The sequence below is a fragment of the Deinococcus yavapaiensis KR-236 genome (assembly GCF_003217515.1).
Classification (GTDB): domain Bacteria; phylum Deinococcota; class Deinococci; order Deinococcales; family Deinococcaceae; genus Deinococcus_A; species Deinococcus_A yavapaiensis.
Genome location: NZ_QJSX01000001.1, coordinates 366,509 through 390,621, shown reverse-complemented (window position 1 = coordinate 390,621; position 24,113 = coordinate 366,509). Strand labels below are relative to the sequence as shown.

Sequence of the window (24,113 nt, the reverse complement as noted above, 5' to 3'; positions counted from 1 at the left end):
CCAACTTCGTGCGAACGTCAGCTTCGCCGTCTCAGCAAGGCGTTCCCGGCGACGATCGCGACGACCGTGACGAAGATCAGCAGGCTGGAGAGCGCGTTGATGTCGGGCGTCACGCCGCGCTTCACGCTGGAGTACACGAGCACCGGCAAGGTCGTCGCGCCCGGGCCGGACGTGAAGAAGGTGACGACGAAGTCGTCGAGCGACAGCGTGAACGCCAGCAACGCCCCGGCGAGAATGCCGGGCACGATGAGCGGCAGCATGACGTAACCAAACGCCTTCAAGCCGTTCGCGCCGAGGTCGCGCGCCGCTTCCTCCAAGCTCTTGTCGTACCCCGCGAGGCGCGAGCGCACCACGAGGGCGACGTAGCTGATCTGGAACGTGACGTGCGCGAGGATCACCGTCGGGAGCCCGAGGTCCAACACTCCGATCACGTCGCGCACGAGTCCGTAGAACATCAAGAGCCCCACGGCCATCACGACGTCCGGAATGACGATCGGCACGACGAGCAGAAACGTGAACGCCCGCTTGAAGCGGAAGTCGTAGCGCCAAAGTCCCAGCCCGACGAGCGTTCCCAGCACCGTCGAGATCAGCGTGGACACGACTGCCACGATCATGGAGTTCTCCAGCGCGTTGCCGACGTCCTCGCGCGCGAACAGCACTCCGTACCACTTCGTCGTGAAGCCCGTCCACGTCGCGCCGAACTTCGATTCGTTGAACGAGAACACGATCAGGACGAGGATCGGCACGTACAAGAAGACGAACGCCGCCCAAGACAGCGTGGAAAGCCATAAGGGAGAGCGGGTGGGCTTCACGCGAGGTTCTCCAAGCCCTTTTGCCCCGCCGCTCGCGCGTAGACGTACAAGCCGAGCAGCACGAACGCCATGAGGATGATGCCGACGGCCGAACCGAACGGCCAGTCGCGCGATTGGCTGAACTGCTGCTGCACGACGTTACCGATGAGCGCCGTCTCGGCGCCTCCCAAGATGTCGGGCGTGACGAAGGTGCCGAGGGCGGGAATGAACGTCAGCAGGATGCCCGCCACGAGGCCGGGCACCGTTTGCGGAAAGACGGCGTGCCAAAAGGCCCGCGCGGGACTCGCGCCGAGGTCGGCGGCCGCCTCGGCGAGCGTCCAGTCGACGCGTTCCACCGAAGCGTAGACAGGCAGCACGAAGAACGGGAGGAAGCCGTACACCATGCCGATGTACACGGCGAAAAGGCTGGGGTACAACTCGAACGGCCCGAGGCCGACGTGCGCGGCGAGCGCGTTCACGACGCCTTCGCGCCCCAAGATCACGATCCACGCGTACGTGCGAATCAAGAAGTTCGTCCAAAACGGGATGATGAGCAGCAGCAGCAGGATGTTCTTGCGCCGAGGCGCCTGCGTAGCGACGTAGAACGCGAGCGGGTAACCGATCAAGACGCACAAAAGGGTCGTGAAGAACGCGAGGACGACCGAGCGCCACAAAATCTGCAAGTAGAGCGGGTCGAAGCCGAGAACGTCGAAGCCGAGAAAGCGCGCGTAGTTCTCCAGCGTGACGGGCAGCCCCACGCCGCCGATGTCCGTGCGCGTCAAGAACGAGTACCCGAAGATGATGAGCGTCGGGAGGACCACGAAAAGGGCCAGCCACACGAAGCCCGGCCCGAGCGTGGCAGAAAAGCGCCGCACCGCCTTCACGTCGCCTCCGAAAGAGAGCCGTCGGGCGTGTACTCCTCCAGCACGATCAAGTTCTCCGGCGGAAGGAACAGCGTGACTTCCTCGTCGTAATCGAATTCCTGGTCGCTTCCGATGTCCGAGTTGAGCTGGAAGGCCACGAGGCGCTGACCGTTCGCTTCAAGCAGGTACTGATTCTCGGCGCCCGTGTACACGATGTCGTCCACGCGCGCGCGAATGGTGTTCGTTGCGCCCGAGGCGTCTCGCGAAAGTCGCAACTTCTCCGGACGCACGCTCAGCAGCACCTGCTCGTTCTCCGAGAGGTCGCCGGCGTCCTTCGTGACGAGGTCGCCGTACCGCGTGCGAATCGTGGCGAGTTCGGGCGTGAACGTCACGACGCGCCCCTCCACGAGGTTCGACGTGCCGAGAAAGTTCGCGACGAACGCCGTGCGGGGCCGCTCGTAAAGATCCTCGGCGCGTCCGATCTGCTCGATGCGTCCCGCGTTCATGACCGCGATGCGGTCGCTCATCACGAGCGCTTCCTCTTGGTCGTGCGTGACGAACACGAAGGTGATGCCGAGCGTCTCCTGCAAGTTCGAGAGCTCGACTTGCAGCTCCTTGCGCAACTTGAGGTCGAGCGCCGAGAGGGGCTCGTCGAGCAACAGCACTTCCGGCTCCAGCACGATCGCCCGCGCGAGGGCCACGCGTTGCCGTTGCCCGCCTGACAGTTCGGCGGGGCGGCGCTTCGCGAGCGCTTCGATGCGTACGAGTTCCAACGCCTTGCCGACGCGCTCGCGCACCTCGGACGCGGACCGCTTGGCCATGCGCAGTCCGAACGCGACGTTGTCCCACACCGTCATGTGCGGAAAGAGCGCGTACGACTGGAAGACCGTGTGAACGTCGCGCAAGTGCGGCGGCACGCCGCGCATGTCGCGCCCGCCGATGAGGACTTCTCCCTTGTCCCAGTCCTCGAAGCCCGCCAAGATGCGCAGCAACGTCGTCTTGCCGCAGCCCGACGGGCCGAGCAGGCTGAAGAACTCGCCGCGCCGAATGTCGAGGCTGACGTCGGCGAGCACTCGCGTCGCCCCGCCGCCCGGTTGCGCGAACGACTTTGTGACGCCCCGAATCGAGACGGCCGCTTCCCCGGCGAGTTCCCGTGCCCGCTTGCCCTTGAACGCGAAGTCTTGCAGTGTCTTCTCAACTCCCTCCGAACGAGATCAAGAACGTATTGTACAAGCCGCCCGTCCGCCCGCCCCGCGGCGCGTCGGTGAGACGAGAAGGGCGAGCGAAGGCCGACGTGCGACGTCGTTCGCGTCAGGATACGCCGTGCGAGTGCAAGCCGTGCCGAAGGACCACTCGCGCATGGTTCGAACGTGCGGCCAACTCGCCGCCGTTCCGAAATCGTTCGCGAACGTGCGCGTGGGTCGGCCTTTGCCTCACGCTCCCTGCCCGCCCCATCGATCCTGGAGGTCCGGCATGCCTTACCGATTGACGATCGAAGTGCGAGAAGGTGTCGGCGTGGAGGGGTTTCAACGTGAATTCACCGACGTTGTGCAAGCCAAACGCTACGTGACATCCACTGAGCGGTTCGCGAAGACCCCCACGACGGCCTCGCGCCGAACGACGCCGTGCGCATCGAGGGCGTCGGCGACGCGGCGGGAAAGCCGATCACGAACGTCGAGGCGTCGGGAGACGCGGCGAACGACTCGACGTTCACGGGCAACGAGCCTCGCTGATCAAGATTCGCCGCGTTGCGCCCGCTTCAAGGCGCGCACGCGGATGAGATTGAACGACACGGGCTCGGTCTCCTCGGGCACGACCGCGCGTTCGGGGTCGGCGGGAATGTCGTCACGCGGAAACAAGCCCTTGGCAGCGAGATGCGCGCCGAACACGTCGCCCTCGCTTCGGTCCACGAGCGGGCGAATGCGGAAGGACAGCGCGATCAGGACGATCGGCAGCGCCACGAACAACCAGAACGCGGTCATGAAGTAGGCCTCCTGACGTTCATGCTACGAGGGGCGAGGGTGAGGAGTCAGCGTCGCGCTTGATTCAACAGCGACTCGGCGAGCTCGGCGGCCGTGGTGCGTCCCTCGGCGACGTTTCGCAGCGACTCGGCGCTCGCGCCGTGCAGGACGGCCCGCGCGCGGTCTTGAATCTCGGCGCCGACCTCGAACTTCGCGCGCTCCAAGCGGCGCTTCAACACGCCCGCCTCGCCGAGCTTCTCGCGGTGGCGAAACACCGCGTCCAGCAAACCCTCCACGCCTTCGCCCTTCGCGGCGACCGTCTTGAGGATCTCGGCGAAGATCGTGTGCTCGTCGTGCGGCGCGAGCGACTGCGCGGCGCGAAGCTCGCGCACGAGGGTGTCCGCGCCGGGCAAGTCCGCCTTGTTCACCACCAGCAGATCCGCGATCTCCATGATGCCCGCCTTGAAGGCCTGCACGCCGTCCCCGCCGCCCGGCGTGAGGACGAGCGCCGTGTGGTCCGCGACGGACGCGATGTCCACCTCGCTTTGCCCCACGCCGACCGTCTCCAGGAAGATGAGGTCGAAGCCGAACGCTTCGAGGACGCTCACGACGCCCATCGTGCGCCGCGACAAGCCGCCGAGGGCGCCGCGCGACGCGACGGAACGCACGAACACGCCCTCGTCCGCGTGGTGACGCAGCATACGAATGCGGTCTCCCAGAATCGCGCCCCCCGAAAAGGGACTGCTGGGGTCCACGGCGACCACGGCGACCTTCAAGCCGCGCGTGCGAGCCACGGCGATCAAGGCGTCCACGAGGGTGCTTTTTCCGCTGCCGGGACTGCCCGTCACGCCGATCACCGGTACGGGCGTCACGCCCGAGCGCACGCGGCGCAACAACTCGGACGCCGACTCGGCGTCCGACTCCACGAGGGTGATGAGCCGCGCGAGCGCCCGCGCATCTCCTCGCCGAAAGCGTTCCAGCAGCGCGCTCAGAATCGGACCTCCCGAAATATGTCGTCTTTCGCGAGCGCCTGCGTCACCCGCTCGAGGTGCGCGACGTCGTTGAACGAGATGAGCTGACCCACGCCCGGACCGAGGGCCACGCGCGTGATGGACGTGTTGGCGACGCTGAGGCGCGCCCACACGTCCTTCTCCGAACCGCCGATCGCGAGGGCGACCGCGACGCGTACGACGCCGCCGTGGGTCACGACGAGCGCCCGCTGCCCCCGGTGGCGCTCGCACATGAGGTCGAAGGTGCGTTTCGAGCGCCCCGCGAGGTCCGCCATACTTTCCCCGCCCGGTCGACGCGCGTTCCACGGATCTTCGCGCAGTTCCTTCAGGTACTCGGGAAACTGCGCTTCGATCTCCGCGCGCAGCTTGCCGGACAGCTGCCCGACGTCGATCTCGCGCAGCCCGGGATCCGTTCGCACTTCCGGCGCGCCCGCCAGCGTGCGCGCGACCGTGCGCGCCGTTTCCAGCGCTCGCGCGAGGTCCGAGGTGTACACCGCGTCGAAGTGCTCTCCGGCGAGGCGTCCGGCGAGGCGCGCCGCCTGCTCGCGGCCCGCCTGCGACAACGGAACGTCCGCCTGCCCTTGGTAGCGGCCCACCGAGTTCCACTCGGTTTCCGCGTGGCGCACCATCCAAAACTCCGTCACGTGCTCGCGGTCGGGAAGGTCGAAGCCGGTCGGAGCTCGGTGTGCGGTCACGAAGCGGCCTCGCTCGCCGCGAAGCGCACGCCCGATCCCGCCTCCACCTCGCCGATCACGAACGGCGTCTCGCCCGCGCTTCTCAACGCGCTCAATGCCGCCGACACCTCGTCGGCGGGCAGCATGAACAAAAAGCCCACGCCCATGTTGAGCGCTCGGTACGCCTCGCCGCGCGACACGCCGCCTTCGCGTTCGATGAGGGTGAACAGCGGTGGAATCTCCCAGCTGCCTTCGCGGAACACGATGCCGAGGCCCTGCGGAAGCACGCGCGGCGGGTTGTCCACGAGGCCGCCCCCGGTGATGTGACTCATGCCGCGCACGTCCACGCCCGCGCTCGTCAGGGCGTCGAACGCCGCGAGGTACGAGCGGTGCGCGACGAGCAGGGCGTCCGAGATCGACGTGCCGAGGTCCGCTCTCACCTCGTTCCAGTCCAGCAGGGCGAGGGCCGAGCGCGCGAGGCTGTACCCGTTCGTGTGCAAGCCCGCGCTCGGCAGCGCCACGATCACGTCGCCCGCCGAAAGCCGCGAGCCGTCCACGAGCTTGGGTCGGTCCACGGCGCCCACGATCGTGCCGACGACGTCCAACTCGCCTTCCACGTACACGCCCGGCATCTCCGCCGTCTCGCCGCCGAGCAGCGCCACGCCGAGGGCTTCGCACGCGCGCGCGGCGCCCGTCACGAACGCCGCGACCGTCTCGGGCACGAGCTTGCCCATCGCCACGTAGTCCAAGAAGAACAGCGGTCGAGCGCCCTGAACGAGGATGTCGTTCACGCAGTGGTTCACGATGTCGTGCCCGAGTCCGTCGTACCGCCCCACGCGTGACGCGACCTTGGTTTTCGTTCCGACGCCGTCCGTGCTCGCCACGAGCACGGCGTCCTCCATGGCGGCGAGAGCGGACGCCCGGAACAATCCGCCGAAGCTTCCCAAGCCTGCCAGAACGTCCTTCGTGTGCGTTCGAGCGACCGCCGCTCGCATGAGATCCACCGCGCGCGCGCCCGCGTCGATGTCGACGCCCGCGCGTTTGTAAGCCGAATCGTTCGTCTCCGACATCGTCGAGAGCAAGTCTACCCGAAGAGCGAGGCGCGCGGTGACGTCACGTCATGCTCCGATCATCTTCCGTGGCGCATCCTCATCCTCGCGACGCTCGAACGATGAGCGGATTGAAAGGAACGCATGAGTCACGACACTTCCATCGATCTCGGCGATCCCCTCGCCGTTTCCTCGCGCGTGGCGGATCTCGCCGAACGCGCCTCCGCCTACGCGCCCGACCTCGCGTGGCACGGTGAGCGCGTCGCCGATCTCGCCGCGCACGTCGCTCGCCGTCTCGGCCTGCGGGGCGCGGACTTGCTGCGTTTGCGCTGGGCAGCCTTGCTGCACGACGTCGGCAAGACCACTTGGCCGCTCGAACTTTGGACGAAACCCGGCGACCTCACCGCCCACGAACGCCTCTTCGTAAACTTGCACGTTCAAGCGAGCGAGCGTCTCGTCGTAGAGCACGGCCTGACCGACCTCGCTCCGGGCGTTCGCCACCACCACGAACGCTGGGACGGCGGCGGCTACCCCGACAAGCTCGGCGGCGCCGCCATCCCCTTCGCCGCCCGCGTCATCGCCGTCGCGGACGTGTACGACGTGCTATGCCACGGCCGCCCGTATCGCCGCGCCCTCGACGAGCGCGCCGCCCTCGCGGAGCTGCGCCGCTGCGCGGGAACGCAGTTCGATCCTCGCTGCGTGGACGCCCTCGTCGAGACCGTCACCGGCGGCGCTCGCCGCCACCTCGCCGCGCCGACCCTGCTGCCCGTCACCTGAGCGGTTCTACATTCCGCCCGACCCAAGTACACTGAGCGTCGTGCGCCCCGAGATCGCCGCCCTCATCGACACCCTGCTTCCCAGGCAGCATTCGCGGCCTGAAATCGACTTGCTGTACCGCATGATGCGCGACTACCCCTCGCGCGGCGGCAAGGGACTGCGAAGCGAACTGCTCCTCATGACGGGCGCCGCGTACGACGGCGACCCCGAAGCGGCCGCGTGGCTCGCGGCGGCCATCGAACTCTTCCAAAACTGGGTCCTCATCCACGACGACATCGAGGACGACTCCGAGGAGCGTCGAGGCAAGCCCGCCTTGCACCGCGCGCACGGTCTGCCCCTCGCCCTCAACGCCGGGGACGCCTTGCACGTGTACATGTGGGACGCCGTGTTCCGCTCGCACGTCGAGGCCGCGCGAAACGAATTCCTGGAGATGGTGCACCGCACGGCCGAAGGTCAGCACGTCGACCTCGCGTGGGTCGCGCATCACGAGTGGAACCTCACGGACGTCGACTATCTGGAGATGGTGCGGCTCAAGACGTCGTACTACACGGTCGTGTCGCCGCTGCGACTCGGAATGCTGACGGCGGGCCTGGAGCCCCACGCGGCGTTCACGAGCGCCGGGCTCGACCTCGGCGCGGCCTTCCAGATTCGTGATGACGTCCTCAACCTCGTCGGGGACGCCGCGACGTACGGCAAGGAGATCGCCGGCGATCTCCTGGAGGGAAAGCGCACGCTCATCGTGCTGGAATGGCTTCGCGAAGCTCGTCCGCGTGAACGCGGCGCGTTCCTCGACCAGATGCGCCGACCCCGCGACGGCAAGGACCCGGACGTCATCGCCGACGCCCTGCGCTCCATCCTCGCGTCGAACGCCGTGACGCGCGCTCAACACGTCGCCGACGACCTCGCCGCGAGAGGACTCGCCACCCTCGAAGGCGCCCTGAGCGACGCGCCCAATCGTGCGAGCGCCGAGCGCATCGTCGACCTCGTCCGGTCGCTCGCCACGAGGGAGGCCTGACCGTGTACGACGTCATCGGCGACGTGCACGGCTGCTTGCCCGAACTGCTCGAACTGCTCGTCAAGCTCGGCTACCGCGTCAAATCCAACCTCGACCTCGTCGCGCCGCCGGGCCGCCGCCTCGTCTTCGTCGGCGACCTCGTAGACCGCGGCCCCGACATTCCCGGCACCTTGCGCCTCGTCATGCGGGGCGACGCCGAGGGAACCTTGCTCACGGTCCTCGGCAACCACGACGACAAGCTTCGGCGCACCTTCGACGGCGAAAACCCCAAGTCCACGTCGGGCGGCCGCGCCGTGAGCCTCGCGCAACTCGAAAAGGAACCGAAGAAGTTTCGGCGCGAAGTGCGCGATTACCTCGCGCACCTGCCGTCACGCCTCGACCTCGACACGGGCCGCCTGATCGTCGTGCACGCGGGCTTGCCGCCGCGCGAGGTGCCCGACCCGCGCCACTACTACATCTACGGAGAGAAGACGGGCCGCAAAGACGAGTTCGGTTACGAGGAACGCGAAGACTGGGCGTCGCGCTACACGGGAAGCGCCACCGTCGCGTACGGCCACACGCCGAACCTCGATCCGGAACTCAAGGGCACGACCATCAACCTCGACACGGGCTGCGTCTTCGGCGGTCGCCTCACTGCCCTGCGCTATCCCGAGATGACCTTCGTCTCGGTGCCTGCCAAGGCGAAGTACGCCGATTCGCGGCGCTTCACCGCCGCCCGAAAACGGGCGGGCTTGGAGTAGACGAGGCGCCGAAGGTGACGGTGGTACAACAAGGCATGGCCGCGCCCGCCGTTCCCGAACTCGCGTTCGACCTCAACGATTCCGCGTTCATCCGCGATCCCTACCCGGTCCTCGCGCGCCTGCGCGAAGAGACGCCGATCTTCCACGAGCCGCGCTGGAACAAAGTCTTCTTCGCGCGCTACGACGACATCTCCGCCATCTTGCGCGACCGACGATTCGGACGCAGCATCACGCACGTCTTGTCGCGCGACGAACTGGGGTGGCCGCCGCCCGATCCGCGTCAAGCCGACTTCGACCACTTTCAAGACAACCACCTCCTGGACGCCGAACCGCCCAAGCACACCCGCCTGCGCGGCCTCGTCGCGAAGGCCTTCACGCCGAGGCGCGTCGAGGCGTTGAGAGGGCGCGTCACGGCCATCGTCGAGCGGCAACTGCGCGATCTGGCGGGCGTGGGCACCTTCGACCTCGTCACGCGGTACGCCGAGGAACTTCCCGTCACCGTCATCGCCGAACTTCTCGGCTTTCCGCACGACCTGCGCCACAAGTTGCGTCCGTGGAGCGCCGACATCGTCAAGCTCTACGAACTCGGGTACTCGCCAGACGACCAGAAGCGCGCCAACGACGCCGTCCTCGAGTTCAGCGCCGCCCTGAAAGACCTCGTCGCGTACCGCAAGACCCACCCCGGCGACGACCTCGTCACCGCCCTCGCCGAAGTCGAAGAGGCGGGCGACAAGCTCACCACCGACGAACTCGTCGGCACGTGCATCCTGCTGCTCAACGCCGGTCACGAAGCGTCCGTCAACGGCACCACGGCGGGCGTGCGAAACCTCTTGCTGGGCCGCTCGGCGTGGCGGCAACTCGCCGACGACGCCCACGCGAATCCGGCGCGTCCCAGCGCGATCTTCGAAAGCGCGACCGAGGAACTTCTACGCTACGACACGCCCTTGCCGATGTTCGAACGCTGGGTGCTCGAGGACGTCGAAGTCGGCGGCGTGACGCTTCGGCGCGGGCAGGAAGTCGCGTTGCTGTACGCCTCCGGCAACCGCGACGCACGCAAGTTCACGAATCCCGACACCCTCGACCTCACGCGAAGCGAAGGGCCGCACCTCACCTTCGGGCTCGGTGTTCACTACTGCCTCGGGGCGCCCCTCGCGCGCCTGGAGATGAGCGTCGCGCTTCACGCGCTCGCTCGGGCGTTTCCGGAGTTGCGGCTGGCCGACGAGGAAGCGCCACCGGCGTATGGAAAAGGATTCGTGATTCGGGGACTGACGAGGCTGGACGTGGTGGAAAGCTGAACGAGGAGACGAACCGAGACGCAGCGCAAAAGCGGGGAAGGGCGAAGGTCGCCCCTCACACGAACAAAGGCGCTTCCGGATCGTCCGTCACCACGTTCGCCCGCCGTCCTTTCGACAGCACCCACAGCGCGACGCCCGTCGCCACGGCCACGCCGACCGTCACGCCGAGCGTCACGGCGACGATGGTGGTCGTGTGCTGTCGGTCGAGTTGCGCCTGCATGTCGTGCAGGACTTGACGGTCCGAAGAGGTGAGTTGTTCGTTGTTCATGCGGGCAGTATAGAGGACCCTTTTCTCGCGCGGAGCGTGCTTCGACACGGGTCAAAACGGCCAGACCATCGGGATGACGATCATCGCGAGGACGAAGGAGATGACGGTGAGGCCCGCGCCGACCTTGACGAAGTCGAGGAACGTGTAGCGTCCCGGACCGAAGACGAGCAGCGACGCGGGTTCCAGCGGCGAGACGAAGGAGTTGCTCGCGGCGATGGTGATGGCCACGACGAACGGGCGCGCATTGAGCTCGAGTTCTCCGGCGACGCCGAGCGCCACGGGCAGCATGACGAGCGCGGCGGCTTGGTTGCTCAGCGGTTGCGTCAGCAAGACGGTGAGGACGAAGAACCCGGCGAGCAGACCGCGCGGCCCGATGGGCTCGAGGGTCGCGGCCAGCCACTTCGCGACGGCGCTCGCGGCGCCGCTTTGCTCGAAGGCCGCGCCGAAGGCGAGCATGCACGCGATGAGGACGAGGACCGTCCACTCGACGGCGCCGTAGCCGTCCTCGGGCGTGATGACGCGCGTGACGAGCAGCAAGGTGACGGCGGCGACGACGGCGACGGCGAGCGGCACGAGGCCCGTCGCTCCGAGGACGAGGGCGCCGAGAAACGCGAGAATCGAGATGGGCGCCTTGCTCGTGTCACGTTGATGCTCGCTGACGTCGGCGAGGACGGTGAGGTGATCGCCGATGCTCCGCAGCCGCTCGTTCGTTCCTTGCACCAGCAAGACGTCGCCGACTTGAAAGCGGGTGCGCGACAAGCGCTCCTCGTGCCGAGCGCGGCGATGCAAACCGAGGACGCTCAGGCCGTACCGCTCGCGGAACTTCGCTTCCCGCAGCGTTCGACCGAGCAGGGGAGAACGAGGCATGACGACGACTTCGACGAGGCGCACGTGGCCTTGCTCGTCGTCACCTTCGAGGCGTTCGAAACGCTTGCGCTCCGCTTTGAGCTGCACGCCGAGCGAGGTCTTGGCGGCGAGCAGTCGGTCGGTTTGGCCTTCCACGACGAGCTTGTCGCCCGCTTCGATTCGGAAGTCGGCGTTCGGAGCGGGAATGGTTTGCCCGTCACGGCCCACCGCGACGACGTTGAGTCCGTAATCACGCCCCAACCCGGATTCTCGCAGGGTTGTGCCGACGAGCGGCGAGGCGTCCTCCAAGAGGACGTCGGCGAGGTAGCGGCGAACTTGACTGCCTTCCAAGTCGTCGGCGCGAGCGGGAAGGAGGCGCGGCGCGACGAAGAAGAGGTACGCCAAGCCGATCACCGTGATGGGCAACCCGACCCAGGCGAGCTCGAAGAAGCCCAAGGGCTTGAGGTCGTAGCGCGGCAGGAGGCCCGACACGACGAGATTGGTGCTCGTGCCGATGACGGTGATGGTGCCTCCGAGGATGGAGGCGTGCGCGAGCGGCATGAGGACCTTGCCGGGATTGACGTTCAAGCGCCGCGCGAGACCGAGCATGACAGGCAAAAACACGGCGGTCGTGGCGGTGTTCGACGTGAACGCGCTGACGAACGCGACGCCCGTCAGCATGAAGCGAACGGTCGCCGACGCGTTCTTCGACAAGCGCGACAAAAAGTTGCCGACGAGCTCGATGACGCCCGTGCGCAGCAAGGACCGCGTGAGGACGAACAGGCCCGCGAGCGTGATGATCGTGTCGTTGCCGAAGCTCGCGAACGCCTCCTTCGGCGTCAAAAGCCCCAGCAGCAGCAGGGCCGTGAGCAACAGCAGGGCGGTGACGTCGACCGGGAAGAATTCGGTGGCGAACAGGACGACGGTGATGACGAGAAGCGCGAGGACGAGCGTCACGAGTCAAGATAAGACTCGGACGTTCGCAGCCGCGTTCAGCGCCCCTGAAGTGATGCGATCCGCGTGAGCGCCGTCGTGAGGACGCGGACGCAGCGTAGGTACTCGTCGAGCGGCACGTGCTCGTTGGGCGTGTGGTCGAGCGAAGAGTCGCCCGGCCCGTACGCCACGGTCGGCACCTTCCAAAGCGGCGCGACCACGTTCATGTCGCTCGTGCCCGTCTTCACCTTGAACGTCGGCGTGAGGCCCTCGGCGCGCATGGCGAGGCGCAAGGCGCGCGTGAGAGCGTTGTCCTTGTCATGCCGCACGGCCTCCTCGTGCCCGGTGAAGACGAGGGTGACGGGCAAATCCACGATGAGGGCTCGCAGGGCCGCTTCGGCCGCCCGCGGAGGCCAAGCGAGCGGGAGGCGCAGGCCGACGGTGGCGTGCGCCGACTGAGTGAGGCCGTCCGTGTCGCCTGCGAAGCGTTGCAGCGTCGCTTGAATCGCGTGGAAGGGACCTTGACCGGAATGCTCGCGTGCCCACGCGCGCACCCGAAACCAGAACTCGGCGAGGTCGTCGGCCGCGCTCGTCCCGTCGCCCGCGCTGTGGAAGTTGTCCTTCTCCACGGCGGCCTTCACGACGAGACGCCCCTTGTAGCCGAGGGTGAGGCCGCTTTCGCCGCTCGGCTCGCCGATCAGGACGAAGTCCGGTCGATAGCGCGTGACGGCGTGCCGAGCGCCCTTGCTGCTCGGCGCTTCCTCCTCCGTCGCGCCGACGCACACGAACCGCGCGCCTTTCAGCGAGTCGCCCTCCAAGTTCGCGACGGCCGCGACGAACGCGCAGAAACTGCCCTTCGCGTCGACGCTGCCCCGACCGTAGAGCGCGCCGTCTTCCTCGCGCACGGCGATGTCGCCGGGAACCGTATCGATGTGTCCGAGCAGCACGACCGTGACGGGTCCCTCGCCGCGCTCCCCGACCGCGTTGCCAGCCTCGTCGACGTGCGCGTCGAATCCGTGCGCGCGCATCCACTCCACGAGGAAGGCGGCCACCGCGCCTTCCTCGCCGCTCACGCTCGGAAGGCTCACGGCGCCCTTCAAGAGGGCCAAAGCGTCGCTCGACGTCATCCTTCTCGAGACACCCGCGCCGCGATGCCCGCCACGGCCCGTACGACCTCGCCGAACACGTACAGCGCGAATGCGCCGACCCCGCCGATTCCGAAGGTCCACAACCCCGTCAGTTGCGCGCCCGCCCGCCATTGCAAGAAGCCCACGCCCGCGCCGACGAGGAACATCAGCACGCCGAGCAACCGCAGCGTCGGCGCGAATCGGCCCACGTCGGGAATGCGGGGAAGCGCCGAGCGAGGCGCCGTGAACGCCTCCGGAGTGGACTCGGCTTCACGCGGCGCTTGCGGCGCGGACACGACCGGCTCCGCCGCCTGTTTGGGCGCGCTCGAGATGACGACGCGCCGAGGCTCCTCCACCGCCGTCGGCGTCGGCGTGACGGTTTCGGGCGTGGAGGAGGGCGTGACGACGCTCGCTTGGGCCGCCGTCACGGGCGACCCTCCGACCGCGCTCGGCTGAGTTGCTCCGCCCGCCCAGCCCGTCTTCCACGCGGGGTTGCTGCCTGCCGGCGTCGGAGCGGGCGGCAGGGACTTGGCGCGGTTGGTGGCGTCCTTGACTTCCTTGAAGAAGTGCTGCACGCGCGTGGGATCGAAGCCGACGAGGGACGCCGTGATGGCCGTCCCGGCGGGCGTCTCGACGCGCAGGACGCCCGCGGCGTCCGAGTGGATGCGGTTGATGTCTCGCAGGGAAACGCTGCGCGCGCCCGAGTCTTCGAGGTAGAGCAACGTGTCGTCCAGCAAGGCGAACACCGCCCCGTCCTTGTCGAGCGTCGCGGCGGGACGTCCGTCGAACCCGGCTTGCCTCAATGCGGTCAGTACGCGGTCTTGCATCGTCATTCTCACCACAGAGTAGCGCGTTCCGACATCCTCGAAACGAAAGATGAAGGGCCGCGACGCGGCCCTCCTTTCGCCGTGGATCACTCGGTGCGCGCGAAGACCTTGAGGACGTCGGGAGAGACGGGATGCTTCGCGCGAGGCTCCAACCACGTTCGCACGCTCGACGGCCTCCCGCTTTCCGTCGAAGACCACAGCACCACCGCCCCGAGCCGCGCGCGGTCGCGCCCGTACGTCTTGACGCCCGCCAGGCGAGCGCTCGAAGCGGCGTTTCCCGCCGCGCGTTCGATCGTCCCCACCGCTTCGGGCACGAGGTCCGCCGTGTTCGATTCCGGCGGCACCACGATCACGAGTAGGTTCGCCGCGCCGGGCGGCAACTGCCCGACCTTGTCGCACAGCACCCGCGCGACCTTCCAAACGGCCTGGTCGTGGGACACGCCTCGAAGCCGCGGCCTCGTGACCTCCACGTGAAACACGCTGTGTCCCTTGAAGACCACCTTGAAGTCCGGGCCGCGGCGATCGGGCGCGTGAAACGGCTCGTACGTCAAGACGAGGCGACGGTCGCGCCCCAGAAAGGTCGCGACGTCGAGTTCGGCGAGCAGATCCGCGCGCTCCTCGTCCGAAACGGCCAATCGCACCTTCTTGCGCAGCTTCGAAGCGTGCGCCTCGACGAAGTCGACAAAAGCCTTCGAATCGGCGGCTCGGACGAGCAAGGCTTCCGCGAGCGGATGGTCCAGCGAGCCGCACGCGGCGAGCACGGCGTTCTCGACGCGCTTCACGCGCTGAAGAACCCGGCGGCGAAGCCCGCGGCGCTCAGGACGTACGCCCAGCCTCGCTCACCGCGCGTCAAGGCGCCTTCTCGGGCGCGCACCGAGAAGGGAATGCTCAGCACGATGGCGAGGCCGATCCACCAGCTCGGGCCGTGCAGAAAGCGCCCCGCGAAGAACGCGCACGCGCTCAGCAGCAAGACCGTGACGAGCGGCAATCCCCTCACGGCTCGACGCTCACGACACGACGGTGCCGCGTCCGGCGAGGGCCGCCGAGACGGGGCCTTCGACGCGCGCGTCTCCGAAGATGACGCGCCCCACGCCTCCCTGCACCGCTTCCGCCGCGCCCAGCACCTTCTTCTTCATGCGGCCTTGCGCGAACTCCAGGTACGCTTCCACGTCGCTCGCGTCGATGCGCTCGATGAGGCTCGACTCGTCGGGAAAGGCGCGCAGGAGGCCCGGCACGTTGGACAGCAGCAAGAGCGCCTCGGCGTGCATGGCCGCTGCGAGCGCCGCCGCCGCGCGGTCCCCGTCGACGTTCACCGCCACTCCGTCGAAGCTCGCGCCCGGCGGCGTCAACACCGGAAGGTAGCCGCCGTCGAGCAAAAGCTCGACGAGGTGCGTGTTCACCTTCTCCACCGTTCCGGTATGGTCGCCGCGCAGCACCTTCACCTTGCCGTCCTCCACGGAGCGCACGGAGTCCTTGTGCTTGCCCTCGAAGATGCGGCCGTCGAGGCCCGACAAACCCACGGCGTTCACGCCGAGGCGCTGCAACCTCTCCACGATGCCTTTGTTGACCTTGCCGCAGTACACCATCTCGAAGATCTCCAACGTCGCGCGGTCCGTGAAGCGACTCGTGAAGCCGCTCGGGCTCGTGACGAACTTCGGCGGGTGACCGAGCGCCTCCGCCACGCGGTTCGTCTCGGCGCTGCCGCCGTGCACGAGCACCATTCGTGTGCCCGCGCTCCAAAGGTGCGCGATGTCCGCGCACACCGCGTCGAGGTCGATGCCTTCCGATCCGCCCACCTTCACCACGATCATGCAGGGAATGCTACCGCGTTCGCGCGGCGAGGCGGGCAGGTACGATGACGCCATGCCTCCCTTCCGCTTTCTGATGCGCGTCCGCTACTCCGAGTGCGACGCGCAAAAGATCGTGTTCAACGCCCGCTACGGCGAGTACGTCGACATCTCCACGACGGAGTTCTTCCGCGCGCTCGGCCTCGGCGAGGCGCAGGCGAGCGGCGAGCTCGACTACCGCCTCGTGAAGCAGACGACCGAGTGGCGCGCGTCCGCGAAGTTCGACGACGTCCTCGACCTCGCGACCGAGACGACGAGGCTCGGCACGACCTCCTTCACGCTCACCACGACCTTCCGAAGGTTCGGAGACGAGGCCGTGCTCGCCACGACCGAAACGGTGTACGTCCTCACCGACAAGGACACGCACCGACCGATTCCCCTGCCCGACGAGCTTCGCTCGTCGCTGCACGAGGGAGCGCGGGGAAAGTTGACGAACCACGCGGGCGCGTCGGTCTGACGACCGCGCCGTCACAGCTCGTTGTTCGCGAGTTCCGCCTCCTGCTTCCTCGGAAGCTTCTGCGTGAGGGCCGTTTCGCTTTCGGAACCTTTGCGCTTTTGGGTGCCGACGCCACCGGGTTTGGGCAGCAACACGTTCTGCAAGGCGTTCGCGTCCGCCATGACGCCCGGCAAGACGGCGCCGAGGAAGGCGAGAACCTTGCCGGGAATGCTCGTGACGATCTCGGCGCGTCCCGCCTTGAGGGCGGCGATGGTTTCTCGGGCGCAATCCTCCACCTTCTGCGCGAGGCCGGGCAAGTTGTCGGCGACGGCGAACCAGGCGTATTCGAGTTCGTGCTGCCCTTTGAAGTCCGCGTTTCTCGGGCTGCCCGTCGAGATCAAGCCCGGGTGGACGGTCGTGACGACGACGCCGTCCTTGGCGAGCTCCGAGCGCCAACCTTTGCTGAGGCCGCTGAGAGCGAACTTGCTGGCGCTGTACGGCACGAGGTGCGGCACGGCGACCTTTCCACCGATGGACGCGATGTTCACGATGCGCCCGCCGCCTTGCGCTTTCATGACGTCGCGCACGGCGAGCATGAAGTGCAGGGCGCCGAAGTAGTTGACGTTCATCGCGTCGTGATAGTCCTTCAAGGTCATCGTCTCGATCGGCCCGACGGTGATGATCCCGGCGTTGTTGATCAGGACGTCCAGCCGTCCGTAGTGCACCGCCGTGTCGTGAACGACGCGCCGCGCGTCCGCCTCGCTGGCGACGTCGGCGACGTACGTCACGCACGGAACGTTCTTCGCGTCGAATTCGGCTTGCGCTGCGCGCAGTTCCTCTACGCTGCGGGCGCACAAGGCGAGCTTGGCGCCCTCGTCGGCGAGTTGCCGCGCGAGGACCAACCCCAGGCCGCGCGAACCACCCGTGATCAGGACGACTTTGCCCGCGAGGTCGTACGGCTTCTCGGTGAGCTTCTTGGCGAGCACGAGGGCGGCGGCGCCGAGGGCGAGCGTGGGCAGGAGTCGCGTCATGCCCTCGTTGTAGGCGCCGCCTCTGAGAGTCGCGCTTCGGGCGCGTGGAGGTCGCTTGATTTTGTACGCTCGGCGTTAACGCCGCACGCGCACGTACGACTCGGGGTGCTGCTTGCGAATCCACTTCACGAAGCGCCGCACGGCCTCGTTCTCCCTCAGCTTCTCCAGGGTGTTGAAGTCGCGCGCCAATTCCTCGTTCGTGAACAGCACGTGGAGTTGACGGTGGCACGGCGAGCAGATCATGACGGTCGGCAGTTCCTGCCCTTTCTTGCCTCGTGAGCGCGGCACGAGGTGATGCTCGGTGAGGGTCGGCACGTCGCGCCCGCACAGCGCGCAAATCGGCATGAAGGAAGTGTAGCGAGCGCCGACGCGCACTCAAATGAGCGGTCGTTCAACGAGGCGTGCGACCCGTCAGTCTGGCCGCAGGCCGTTTCGCAGGGTCTCGAGGTCCGCTGATCGCCGCGCCGCGAGATCCGCCAAACCGTGCTCGACCGCCCACATCAGGCGAAGGAGGGTATGCCACACGTGCAAGAAGCGCAGTTCGTCGAGCGTGGCAGTCACGTCCGGCGATTCGTACGCGACGAGCAGGTCGGACGTCCAGCGCCTCCCGAACGTCTCGTAGAGATACAGGAAGTCGCGCGCGGACCGACCGACGTACATTCCGTTGAAGTCGATGATTCCGTGAAGGTGACCGTCCTCGTTCAGCAAGACGTGCCCGGGCGATACCTCGCCGTGCAGCAGCACGTGGGCGGCGCCGTCTTCCAGCGTCGTCAGGTGCCGGTCGAGCGCCTGCGTGAGGAAGGTGACCGTGTCGGCGTCGGCGAAGCGTGACTTGCGGTACGCCTCCAGATCCCGCGCGTACAGCGAGGCGGCGTCTCCTTCCTCCCACCCTTCATCGCGCATTCCGAAGGCGTAGTCGCTGCTCGGAACGTTGACGCGCTTCGCGGGCTCGGGATCGAGGGCGTGCAAGGCACGAAAGAAGTTCGCGAAGTCGAGCGCGGCGCGACGAAGGCGGGTCGCGTCGAGGCCGCGCTCGAGCGCGTGAGACAGGAACTCGCCGGAAACGGCTCGGTATCCGACGAACGCGTGACCGTCGATCCGACCGTGATGCTCGACGGCGGGAACGGCGACGGGCAAGTGAGCGGCGAGGTCGGGAGCGAGCGCGGCGAGACGGTCCAGACACGCGGACGCGTGCGGGTGCTTGGCACGTAGAAACATCCACTCGGCGTCGGTGCGCACGTGGAAGGCCACGCAGTCATCGCCTTCACCGCCGAGGCGGGCTTCGAGGGCGGCGTGACCGGGAAAGCACGCGTGAAGCGCGCGCGACGGAAAGGACTCGGGCATCTCGAACTCCTGTGGCAGGATCGTCTTCACGAAAGCTCGGTTCGCGTCGCGCTCGCTCAGGAAGCCTCGCGGCGGAAGGCGCCAAGCGGCGTCACCGACGAACGTGTAGTTCGCAGATCTGCCCGAGGACGATAAGCGCGTTGGCGGACGTCAACTCGCGTTGCCCGTGAGCGCGCGCGCCTCGTCGACGTGCTCGAAACCCTCCAAACCGTCGAAAAACCCGCGCAGGGGATACGCGGCGATCACGGTGCGAGTCCCACCGATCGAGAAGCGCTCCGTTCCGACCATCTCGCGCATCATCTTCTCGCGCTGCTCTTGCGGCAGTTGCCCCATGCGAGAGTTCGGGCCGACTTGCGAGCCGTGGGCCCTCAACGCGGCCATCTTGTGCTCGTTGAAAGAGGCGACGTCCATCGTGACGGCGACCGTGTCGTCCGAGACTCCGTACCGTTCCGGCTCGAACTCCATCGGCATGCCCGTCTCCACGAACCGCTTCGTGACGGACGTCGGGATCGCCGTGTAGTACAGGCGCCGCAAGCCCGCGTAACGCTGCGAGCCCGCGAAGAAGGCGGCGGTCGTCGCGCGGTGAATGACGAGGTGATCGATGTGGCCGTACCCGCCGTGCGGATCGAAGGTCAGCAGCACTTGCGGCTTCACCCGCTCGATGACGTCGAGAATCTTCGTCTCCACGTCGAGCGGCTCGACGTTCAAAAGAGCCTTGGGATCGTCCTTGCGCACCCGCTCCTGACGGCCCGAGTCGTGGTAGTCGAGGAAGATCGGATCGTCGATTCCGAGCGCCTTGCACGCTTCGCGCAACTCCTGCTCGCGGTGCCGTCCCAAGTCCTCGACCGTCAGGTTCGGATCCGTCTGCTTGCCCGCCTCGCCGCGCGTCGCACACGCCAAGGTGACGCGCACGCCTCTCGAAGCGTAGAAGGCGAGGGTTCCGCCGCTGGAGAAGGCTTCGTCGTCCGGATGGGCGAACACGGCGAGTAGGGAAGGCTGATCGGTCATGACGCTCATCTTGACCTGTGTCGTCGCCCACCAACTGTTCAGTAAGTCAAGATCGCCCCGCCGATTGAGAAGCCCGCGCCCGTCCCGATCAGCAAGGTTCGCTGCCCTCGAGCGAGGGCTCCGCTCGTGATCGCGCGGTGCAGCGTGAGCGGAATGCTGGCGGCGATGACGTTGCCGAGGGTCTCCAAGGTCGTGGCGACGCGCTCGCGCGGCCAACCGAAGCGCTCCATGAGGCGCAGACCCGCGAGGCTCGCTTGATGCGGCACGACGACATCGATGTCGCCGAGGCCGGTCGACAAGCCGGGCGACAGACGCTCCAGGAAACTCGGCGCGACGTCCCGCGCGAGCTTCAAGACGCCCAATCCCGCCATGCGGAAGAGAAAATCCGTGGGCGTCGCGTCGGGGTGGCTCGGCGTGCGCCACGTGCCGCCCCCACGAATCTCGGTGAGATGCGCGCCTTCCGGGTAGGTCTCGAAGCGCGAGACGTGCAGACCGCTCGCGCCGTCCGAGGGCCCGACGATCACGGCGGCCGCGCCGTCTCCGATCAAGCAGGCGCTCTCGGGCTCGCCGAAGTTGAGGCCGACCGAACCGACGTCGCTGCTGACGATCAGGACGCGCTTCGCCCGACCGAGCGCGACGCGGTCGGCGGCGACGTCGAGGGCGGCGAGAAACGACAGGCACGTCGCGTGCACGCTGAAGGCGGCGACGCCCGACAGACCGAGTTCGGCGGCGATCAAGGCGGCGTTGTCCGGAATCGGCTGCTGCGCCGTGCCGGAGGCGTTCAGGACGAGGTCGACGTCGCGCGCGGAGAGCGCGGCGGCGTCGAGGGCCGCTCGAGCGGCGGTCGCGCCGAGGATGGCGTTCGTCTCGCCGTCCGACGCCCAGCGGCGCTCGCGAACGCCTGCGCGCCGCTCGGCCCAGCCTGACGGCACGCCGCACAACGCCTCGACTTCCGCGCTCGTCACGACACGCCTGGGCAAAGCTTCCCCGGTGCCGAGAATTCGAATCGGCCGCATCCCTTTGAGTATGCCTTAATACTCTCCGTGAAGGATGATGGGCACGGCCACGCGGTCGAGAAAGCGCCCGAGGGCCGACCACGCGAGGCGTCGCCGCCAAGGAAGGTGGCGTGTGAAGACGAGATTGAACTCCACGGTCGTCACGCCGCTCCGCGCCTTCTTGAAGGCCCCGACGCCTCCGCTCGCGTTCACGAGCAGACCGCGCTCGCGTGCACGCCTCGAAACCTCCAAGCTCGACAAGCGGTAGAGCGCGAGCTTCTTGGACGCCGCCGTGTCGTAGCCGAACACGGGCACGGTCATGACGCCGCTTCTTACGAAGGCGCCCCACGCCGCGACGAGCTCGCCGTCCACCCGCCAGCCGCGCAGATCGAGCAGGCCTTCGTCACGCGCGTTTCTCAAGAAGGCCACCGTGAACTGCGGATTGAAGGTGGAGTACTTGCGCAAGTACAAGTCGTCGTAGAGGACCTTGACGCGCGCCAAGTCGTCGTCGGTGAAGGTCGTGACGAGCTCGGCCGGAACTTTGCGGACGCGCCGCTCGTCTTCGCGCAGTTGCCGAACGTGCCAGAAGTCGGCGCGCCTCGGGTCCTGGTAGTGAACCACTCGGCTGAAGAGCGGTACGCAGCCGAGCGACGAGAGCGCCCCGAACGTCAAAGCGTTCCTGGCGAGGTCGAGCGAACGAAAGAGAATCGGTCGATTCGGAAAGGTCGCCACGAGCGCCTCGAGCACGTCTCGCACCTCGCTCGTCGACAGCGGCGGCCACAAGTTCGTGGACAGCAGCCAGTTGTTGACGGACACGACCTCGTCGAATCCGGACGCTTCCAGCCCGCTTCCGACGCTCTTCAAGACGCTTCTCAGCGTCGCCTCCACCCGAGGTCGACCGAGCTTCGAGAGTTCTTCGGCCCCGTACCCCACGTAGTGGCTGAGGGGCGAGACGACGTAACTGTCACCCCGCTCGAAGTCGAAGGCGATCGGCAAGGCGAAGCCGTCTCCCTGCACGACCCCGAGGCGCGCGTGAACGTTCGCGACGAACTCGCGCGTGCCCGCGCGCATCATCGGCGAGAGGTACGCCCGAGCGTAGTCGTCGCGAATGCCGCTCGGCTCGAAGGTCAAGGTCGCCATGCCCGCTCGACTCGCCGTAACTTGCGCGCGCCCGGCCGAAACGCGTACGGCACGAACGTCACGCGGACCGTCGGCGCCAACGCCCGCAAGGCGGCCTCGGCACCTTCGCGCGCGAGGGGCTCGTTCGGCAGGAGTTCGACTTCGAGGTCGTTCGGCCCGACTTGCCGCGCTCGGTACTCCCGAACGCTCGGCACGCTCATCAGCGCTTTGCGCACGAAGTCCGGGAAGACGCGCCGCCCGCCGAGCTCCAACACGTCGTCGGCGCGCCCCTCGATCCGCTCGATCGCCAGCAGGGGAGAGCCGCACGCGCACCCGTCGCGCTTCGGAACGAGGACGTCGTTCAGGCGGTAGCGCACGATCGGTTGCGTTCGCCGCGAGAAGTCCGTCACGATCGGTGACACGCGTTCCTCGCCGACGTTCTCGAAATCGAACGCGACGAGGTCCTCGTTGAGGTGCAGCGTTCCGAGGCGGCAGGACACGCCGAGAAAGCCTTCGGTCGCCTGGTACACCTCGAAGACCGATCCGAAACGCGCGGCGACGACCGCTCGGTCTTGAGGTTCGAGCACCTCTGCGACGCTCACGACTCGCGTGGGCGACACGTTCGGTCCCGTCTCGGCGAGGAGGCGCAGCACGGACGGCGGGGCGACGATCACGGTGGGATGCAACGCGTGCAACCTCGGGAAGTGCGTTTCGAGCGGCGCGGCGAGGTCGAAGAACTCGAAGCGCAAGCGGCGCGACGCCACCGAGTCGTACAAGTTCGAGTTCGCCCGCAAGAAGAACGCGACCCGCTGCCGCCGCCACAACGGGCCCGGCAGGAGGCGCCGCAAGATCACGCCCGCCCAGCGCACGCGCTCGGCGCGGCTCACGAGGAACACGCCTCGCGCGCCCGAGGTGCCGCTCGACAATCCCACGGTGATCTCGCCCAACGCGGGCCGAAAGTCACGCTCCCGCTCCGCGCGCTCGGCGACGCGAAGCGCGTCTTTCAGCGTCACCCCGGCGGTATTCAGGCGGTCGAAGTCTCGCATCATGGCGGTCTTGTCGATCGTCGGAAAGTGTCGCCACTCGGCGTCGTCCAGATTCGCGTAGAGGTCGCCGTAGAACGAGGAGGTCGCGCGCAGCCAGCGGAGGTGGCGCCGCACTCGGCGGTCCTGCCACGCGAGCAGGGCCTCGCGCGTTCGAAAGCGAGGCCCCAAGGCGTCGGCGACGTACGCGCCGAGCACGCCCCAAGCGTCCGTCACGGCCTCACCGTCGGCGCCTCCGGGCAGTGCGACGGCAACACGAGCGCGTCCGGATGCCTCGCCATGAAGTCGCTCACCCGCGCAAAGCTGCGCTTTTCCTCCGCCGGATCGGCGAACAGCCGCTCGGCGAGCTTGTGCGGTCCCGCCTTGTCGCGCAACGCCCGCGTCGACCACGCCGAGTCCGCCGCGAGAAGCACCGACCCTCGATCGCCGCGCACGATCAAAGCGATCTGACCGGCCGCGTGTCCCGGCACGTTCACCGCCCACGCGCTCTCGTCGCCGAACACGTCGAAGCCCCGCGTGAACGGCGCGAACGCCGACGGCAAGTCCGTCTCGCCCGTCAGCGCCTCGCTTCGCGCCTCGAAGTCGTCGGGCAGCAAGTCGGGCAGGAAGCCGCGCCGCACGGCCTCCATGCCCGACTTGCCGCGCACGGTCTCGTAAGCGTCCGGGTGGAAGCGGAAGGTCGCGCGCGGAAAGTCCTTCAGGCCGCCGAGGTGATCCGCGTGAAAGTGCGACACGATCACCTCGCGCACGTCCGTGGGCGCCACGCCGAGACGAGCGATCTGCGCGGCCGCCGATTCGTGCTCGCGGACGCGGACGGGCGTGAGCAGTGCGTACGCCTTGTAAGGCCAGCGGGCCGTCGCCTCGTGGAAGCGCGGATGGTAGCCCGTGTCGAACAGGACCGCGCCCCGCTCGGGGTGGCGCAGCAACGCGAATCCCGCCGGGTAGCGTGCGACTCGCCACGGCGCTCCCCTTCGCGTGAGAGCTTCGATGTTGAGGCAGTAACCCGCCGCCAACCAAGTGACGTTCACGACGTCATTCTAGGTGGGCGGCGCTCGAAACGTGGAGGCCAGAGGTTTCGACGGGGTCGGCGGCGGCACCACGGGCCTCGCCCTCG

The 24,113-nt window shown here is 67.6% G+C and carries 27 protein-coding genes; 5 read left to right on the top strand and 22 right to left on the bottom strand.

Annotated elements, in window-relative coordinates:
• Positions 1 to 17: 17 nt before the first annotated feature.
• The 7 genes from DES52_RS01930 to purM form a co-directional block, all read right to left on the bottom strand.
• Positions 18 to 812: an ABC transporter permease gene (locus DES52_RS01930; protein WP_245900566.1), complete on the bottom strand. Its 795-nt coding sequence runs from the start codon at positions 810 to 812 to the stop codon at positions 18 to 20.
• Positions 809 to 1,675: an ABC transporter permease gene (locus tag DES52_RS01925; RefSeq protein WP_245900565.1), complete on the bottom strand. Its 867-nt coding sequence runs from the start codon at positions 1,673 to 1,675 to the stop codon at positions 809 to 811. Before DES52_RS01925 ends, DES52_RS01930 begins: the two co-directional genes overlap by 4 nt.
• Positions 1,672 to 2,727 (bottom strand): ABC transporter ATP-binding protein, encoded by a 1,056-nt coding sequence (locus DES52_RS01920; RefSeq protein WP_211317840.1) that lies wholly within the window; start codon positions 2,725 to 2,727, stop codon positions 1,672 to 1,674. Before DES52_RS01920 ends, DES52_RS01925 begins: the two co-directional genes overlap by 4 nt.
• 660 nt (positions 2,728 to 3,387) lie before the next feature.
• The gene (locus DES52_RS01915; protein ID WP_110885050.1) at positions 3,388 to 3,636 is read right to left on the bottom strand and encodes a hypothetical protein; all 249 of its coding nucleotides are present in this window, start codon (positions 3,634 to 3,636) and stop codon (positions 3,388 to 3,390) included.
• 47 nt (positions 3,637 to 3,683) lie between these two features.
• Complete coding sequence (meaB, locus tag DES52_RS01910; protein ID WP_110885198.1) at positions 3,684 to 4,610, bottom strand: methylmalonyl Co-A mutase-associated GTPase MeaB; 927 nt, start codon at positions 4,608 to 4,610, stop codon at positions 3,684 to 3,686.
• Positions 4,604 to 5,320 carry a histidine phosphatase family protein gene (locus DES52_RS01905; protein ID WP_110885049.1) on the bottom strand — a complete coding sequence of 239 codons (717 nt, stop codon included), beginning with the start codon at positions 5,318 to 5,320 and terminating at the stop codon, positions 4,604 to 4,606. The genes meaB and DES52_RS01905 overlap by 7 nt, the downstream gene beginning before the upstream one ends.
• Positions 5,317 to 6,369 (bottom strand): phosphoribosylformylglycinamidine cyclo-ligase, encoded by a 1,053-nt coding sequence (purM, locus tag DES52_RS01900; protein WP_110885197.1) that lies wholly within the window; start codon positions 6,367 to 6,369, stop codon positions 5,317 to 5,319. The genes DES52_RS01905 and purM overlap by 4 nt, the downstream gene beginning before the upstream one ends.
• A gap of 123 nt (positions 6,370 to 6,492) precedes the next feature.
• Here purM and DES52_RS01895 point away from each other — a divergent pair, with 123 nt between their 5' ends.
• Genes DES52_RS01895 through DES52_RS01880 form a run of 4 tightly spaced genes read left to right on the top strand, consistent with a single transcriptional unit; the run spans position 6,493 to position 10,175 of the window.
• On the top strand, positions 6,493 to 7,125 hold the full coding sequence (locus tag DES52_RS01895) for an HD-GYP domain-containing protein (RefSeq protein ID WP_110885048.1): 633 nt from the start codon (positions 6,493 to 6,495) through the stop codon (positions 7,123 to 7,125).
• A 40-nt stretch (positions 7,126 to 7,165) separates the two neighbouring features.
• Positions 7,166 to 8,140, top strand: a complete 975-nt coding sequence (locus DES52_RS01890) for a polyprenyl synthetase family protein (protein WP_110885047.1) — start codon at positions 7,166 to 7,168, stop codon at positions 8,138 to 8,140.
• 2 nt (positions 8,141 to 8,142) lie between these two features.
• Entirely contained in the window at positions 8,143 to 8,880 is a 738-nt protein-coding gene (gene prpE, locus DES52_RS01885) for a bis(5'-nucleosyl)-tetraphosphatase PrpE (RefSeq protein ID WP_170130842.1), read from the top strand.
• Between the two features lie 14 nt (positions 8,881 to 8,894).
• Entirely contained in the window at positions 8,895 to 10,175 is a 1,281-nt protein-coding gene (locus DES52_RS01880; RefSeq protein ID WP_342767064.1) for a cytochrome P450, read from the top strand.
• A 55-nt stretch (positions 10,176 to 10,230) separates the two neighbouring features.
• Here the strand turns inward: DES52_RS01880 and DES52_RS01875 are convergent, their stop codons facing one another.
• The 7 genes from DES52_RS01875 to DES52_RS01845 all read right to left on the bottom strand — a co-directional run bounded on the left by DES52_RS01875 (position 10,231) and on the right by DES52_RS01845 (position 15,987).
• Positions 10,231 to 10,443 carry a hypothetical protein gene (locus DES52_RS01875; protein WP_110885044.1) on the bottom strand — a complete coding sequence of 71 codons (213 nt, stop codon included), beginning with the start codon at positions 10,441 to 10,443 and terminating at the stop codon, positions 10,231 to 10,233.
• Between the two features lie 51 nt (positions 10,444 to 10,494).
• Complete coding sequence (locus tag DES52_RS01870) at positions 10,495 to 12,246, bottom strand: SLC13 family permease (protein WP_110885043.1); 1,752 nt, start codon at positions 12,244 to 12,246, stop codon at positions 10,495 to 10,497.
• 35 nt (positions 12,247 to 12,281) lie between these two features.
• Entirely contained in the window at positions 12,282 to 13,349 is a 1,068-nt protein-coding gene (locus DES52_RS01865) for a [LysW]-lysine hydrolase (RefSeq protein ID WP_110885042.1), read from the bottom strand.
• Positions 13,346 to 14,182 carry a hypothetical protein gene (locus tag DES52_RS01860; RefSeq protein ID WP_110885041.1) on the bottom strand — a complete coding sequence of 279 codons (837 nt, stop codon included), beginning with the start codon at positions 14,180 to 14,182 and terminating at the stop codon, positions 13,346 to 13,348. The genes DES52_RS01865 and DES52_RS01860 overlap by 4 nt, the downstream gene beginning before the upstream one ends.
• 80 nt (positions 14,183 to 14,262) lie before the next feature.
• On the bottom strand, positions 14,263 to 14,958 hold the full coding sequence (locus tag DES52_RS01855) for a hypothetical protein (RefSeq protein ID WP_110885040.1): 696 nt from the start codon (positions 14,956 to 14,958) through the stop codon (positions 14,263 to 14,265).
• Positions 14,955 to 15,173, bottom strand: coding sequence for a hypothetical protein (locus DES52_RS01850; RefSeq protein ID WP_146237161.1), 219 nt, complete (start codon positions 15,171 to 15,173; stop codon positions 14,955 to 14,957). Before DES52_RS01850 ends, DES52_RS01855 begins: the two co-directional genes overlap by 4 nt.
• 10 nt (positions 15,174 to 15,183) lie before the next feature.
• On the bottom strand, positions 15,184 to 15,987 hold the full coding sequence (locus DES52_RS01845) for a [LysW]-aminoadipate kinase (RefSeq protein ID WP_110885038.1): 804 nt from the start codon (positions 15,985 to 15,987) through the stop codon (positions 15,184 to 15,186).
• A gap of 52 nt (positions 15,988 to 16,039) precedes the next feature.
• Here DES52_RS01845 and DES52_RS01840 point away from each other — a divergent pair, with 52 nt between their 5' ends.
• Positions 16,040 to 16,480 (top strand): acyl-CoA thioesterase, encoded by a 441-nt coding sequence (locus tag DES52_RS01840; protein ID WP_110885196.1) that lies wholly within the window; start codon positions 16,040 to 16,042, stop codon positions 16,478 to 16,480.
• 11 nt (positions 16,481 to 16,491) lie between these two features.
• Here the strand turns inward: DES52_RS01840 and DES52_RS01835 are convergent, their stop codons facing one another.
• The 8 genes from DES52_RS01835 to DES52_RS01800 form a co-directional block, all read right to left on the bottom strand.
• Complete coding sequence (locus tag DES52_RS01835; RefSeq protein WP_110885037.1) at positions 16,492 to 17,490, bottom strand: SDR family NAD(P)-dependent oxidoreductase; 999 nt, start codon at positions 17,488 to 17,490, stop codon at positions 16,492 to 16,494.
• A gap of 75 nt (positions 17,491 to 17,565) precedes the next feature.
• Positions 17,566 to 17,835: an HNH endonuclease gene (locus tag DES52_RS01830; RefSeq protein WP_110885195.1), complete on the bottom strand. Its 270-nt coding sequence runs from the start codon at positions 17,833 to 17,835 to the stop codon at positions 17,566 to 17,568.
• A 66-nt stretch (positions 17,836 to 17,901) separates the two neighbouring features.
• Positions 17,902 to 18,864 (bottom strand): phosphotransferase family protein, encoded by a 963-nt coding sequence (locus tag DES52_RS01825; RefSeq protein ID WP_110885036.1) that lies wholly within the window; start codon positions 18,862 to 18,864, stop codon positions 17,902 to 17,904.
• 120 nt (positions 18,865 to 18,984) lie between these two features.
• A complete protein-coding gene (locus DES52_RS01820) occupies positions 18,985 to 19,842 on the bottom strand; it encodes a PIG-L deacetylase family protein (protein ID WP_110885035.1) in 858 nt (285 codons plus the stop codon).
• A 38-nt stretch (positions 19,843 to 19,880) separates the two neighbouring features.
• Positions 19,881 to 20,858: a 3-oxoacyl-[acyl-carrier-protein] synthase III C-terminal domain-containing protein gene (locus DES52_RS01815; RefSeq protein ID WP_110885034.1), complete on the bottom strand. Its 978-nt coding sequence runs from the start codon at positions 20,856 to 20,858 to the stop codon at positions 19,881 to 19,883.
• 15 nt (positions 20,859 to 20,873) lie between these two features.
• A complete protein-coding gene (locus DES52_RS01810) occupies positions 20,874 to 21,977 on the bottom strand; it encodes a GNAT family N-acetyltransferase (RefSeq protein ID WP_110885033.1) in 1,104 nt (367 codons plus the stop codon).
• Positions 21,965 to 23,215, bottom strand: coding sequence for a F390 synthetase-related protein (locus DES52_RS01805; RefSeq protein WP_110885032.1), 1,251 nt, complete (start codon positions 23,213 to 23,215; stop codon positions 21,965 to 21,967). The genes DES52_RS01810 and DES52_RS01805 overlap by 13 nt, the downstream gene beginning before the upstream one ends.
• On the bottom strand, positions 23,212 to 24,027 hold the full coding sequence (locus DES52_RS01800; protein WP_110885031.1) for an MBL fold metallo-hydrolase: 816 nt from the start codon (positions 24,025 to 24,027) through the stop codon (positions 23,212 to 23,214). Before DES52_RS01800 ends, DES52_RS01805 begins: the two co-directional genes overlap by 4 nt.
• Positions 24,028 to 24,113: the final 86 nt, after the last annotated feature.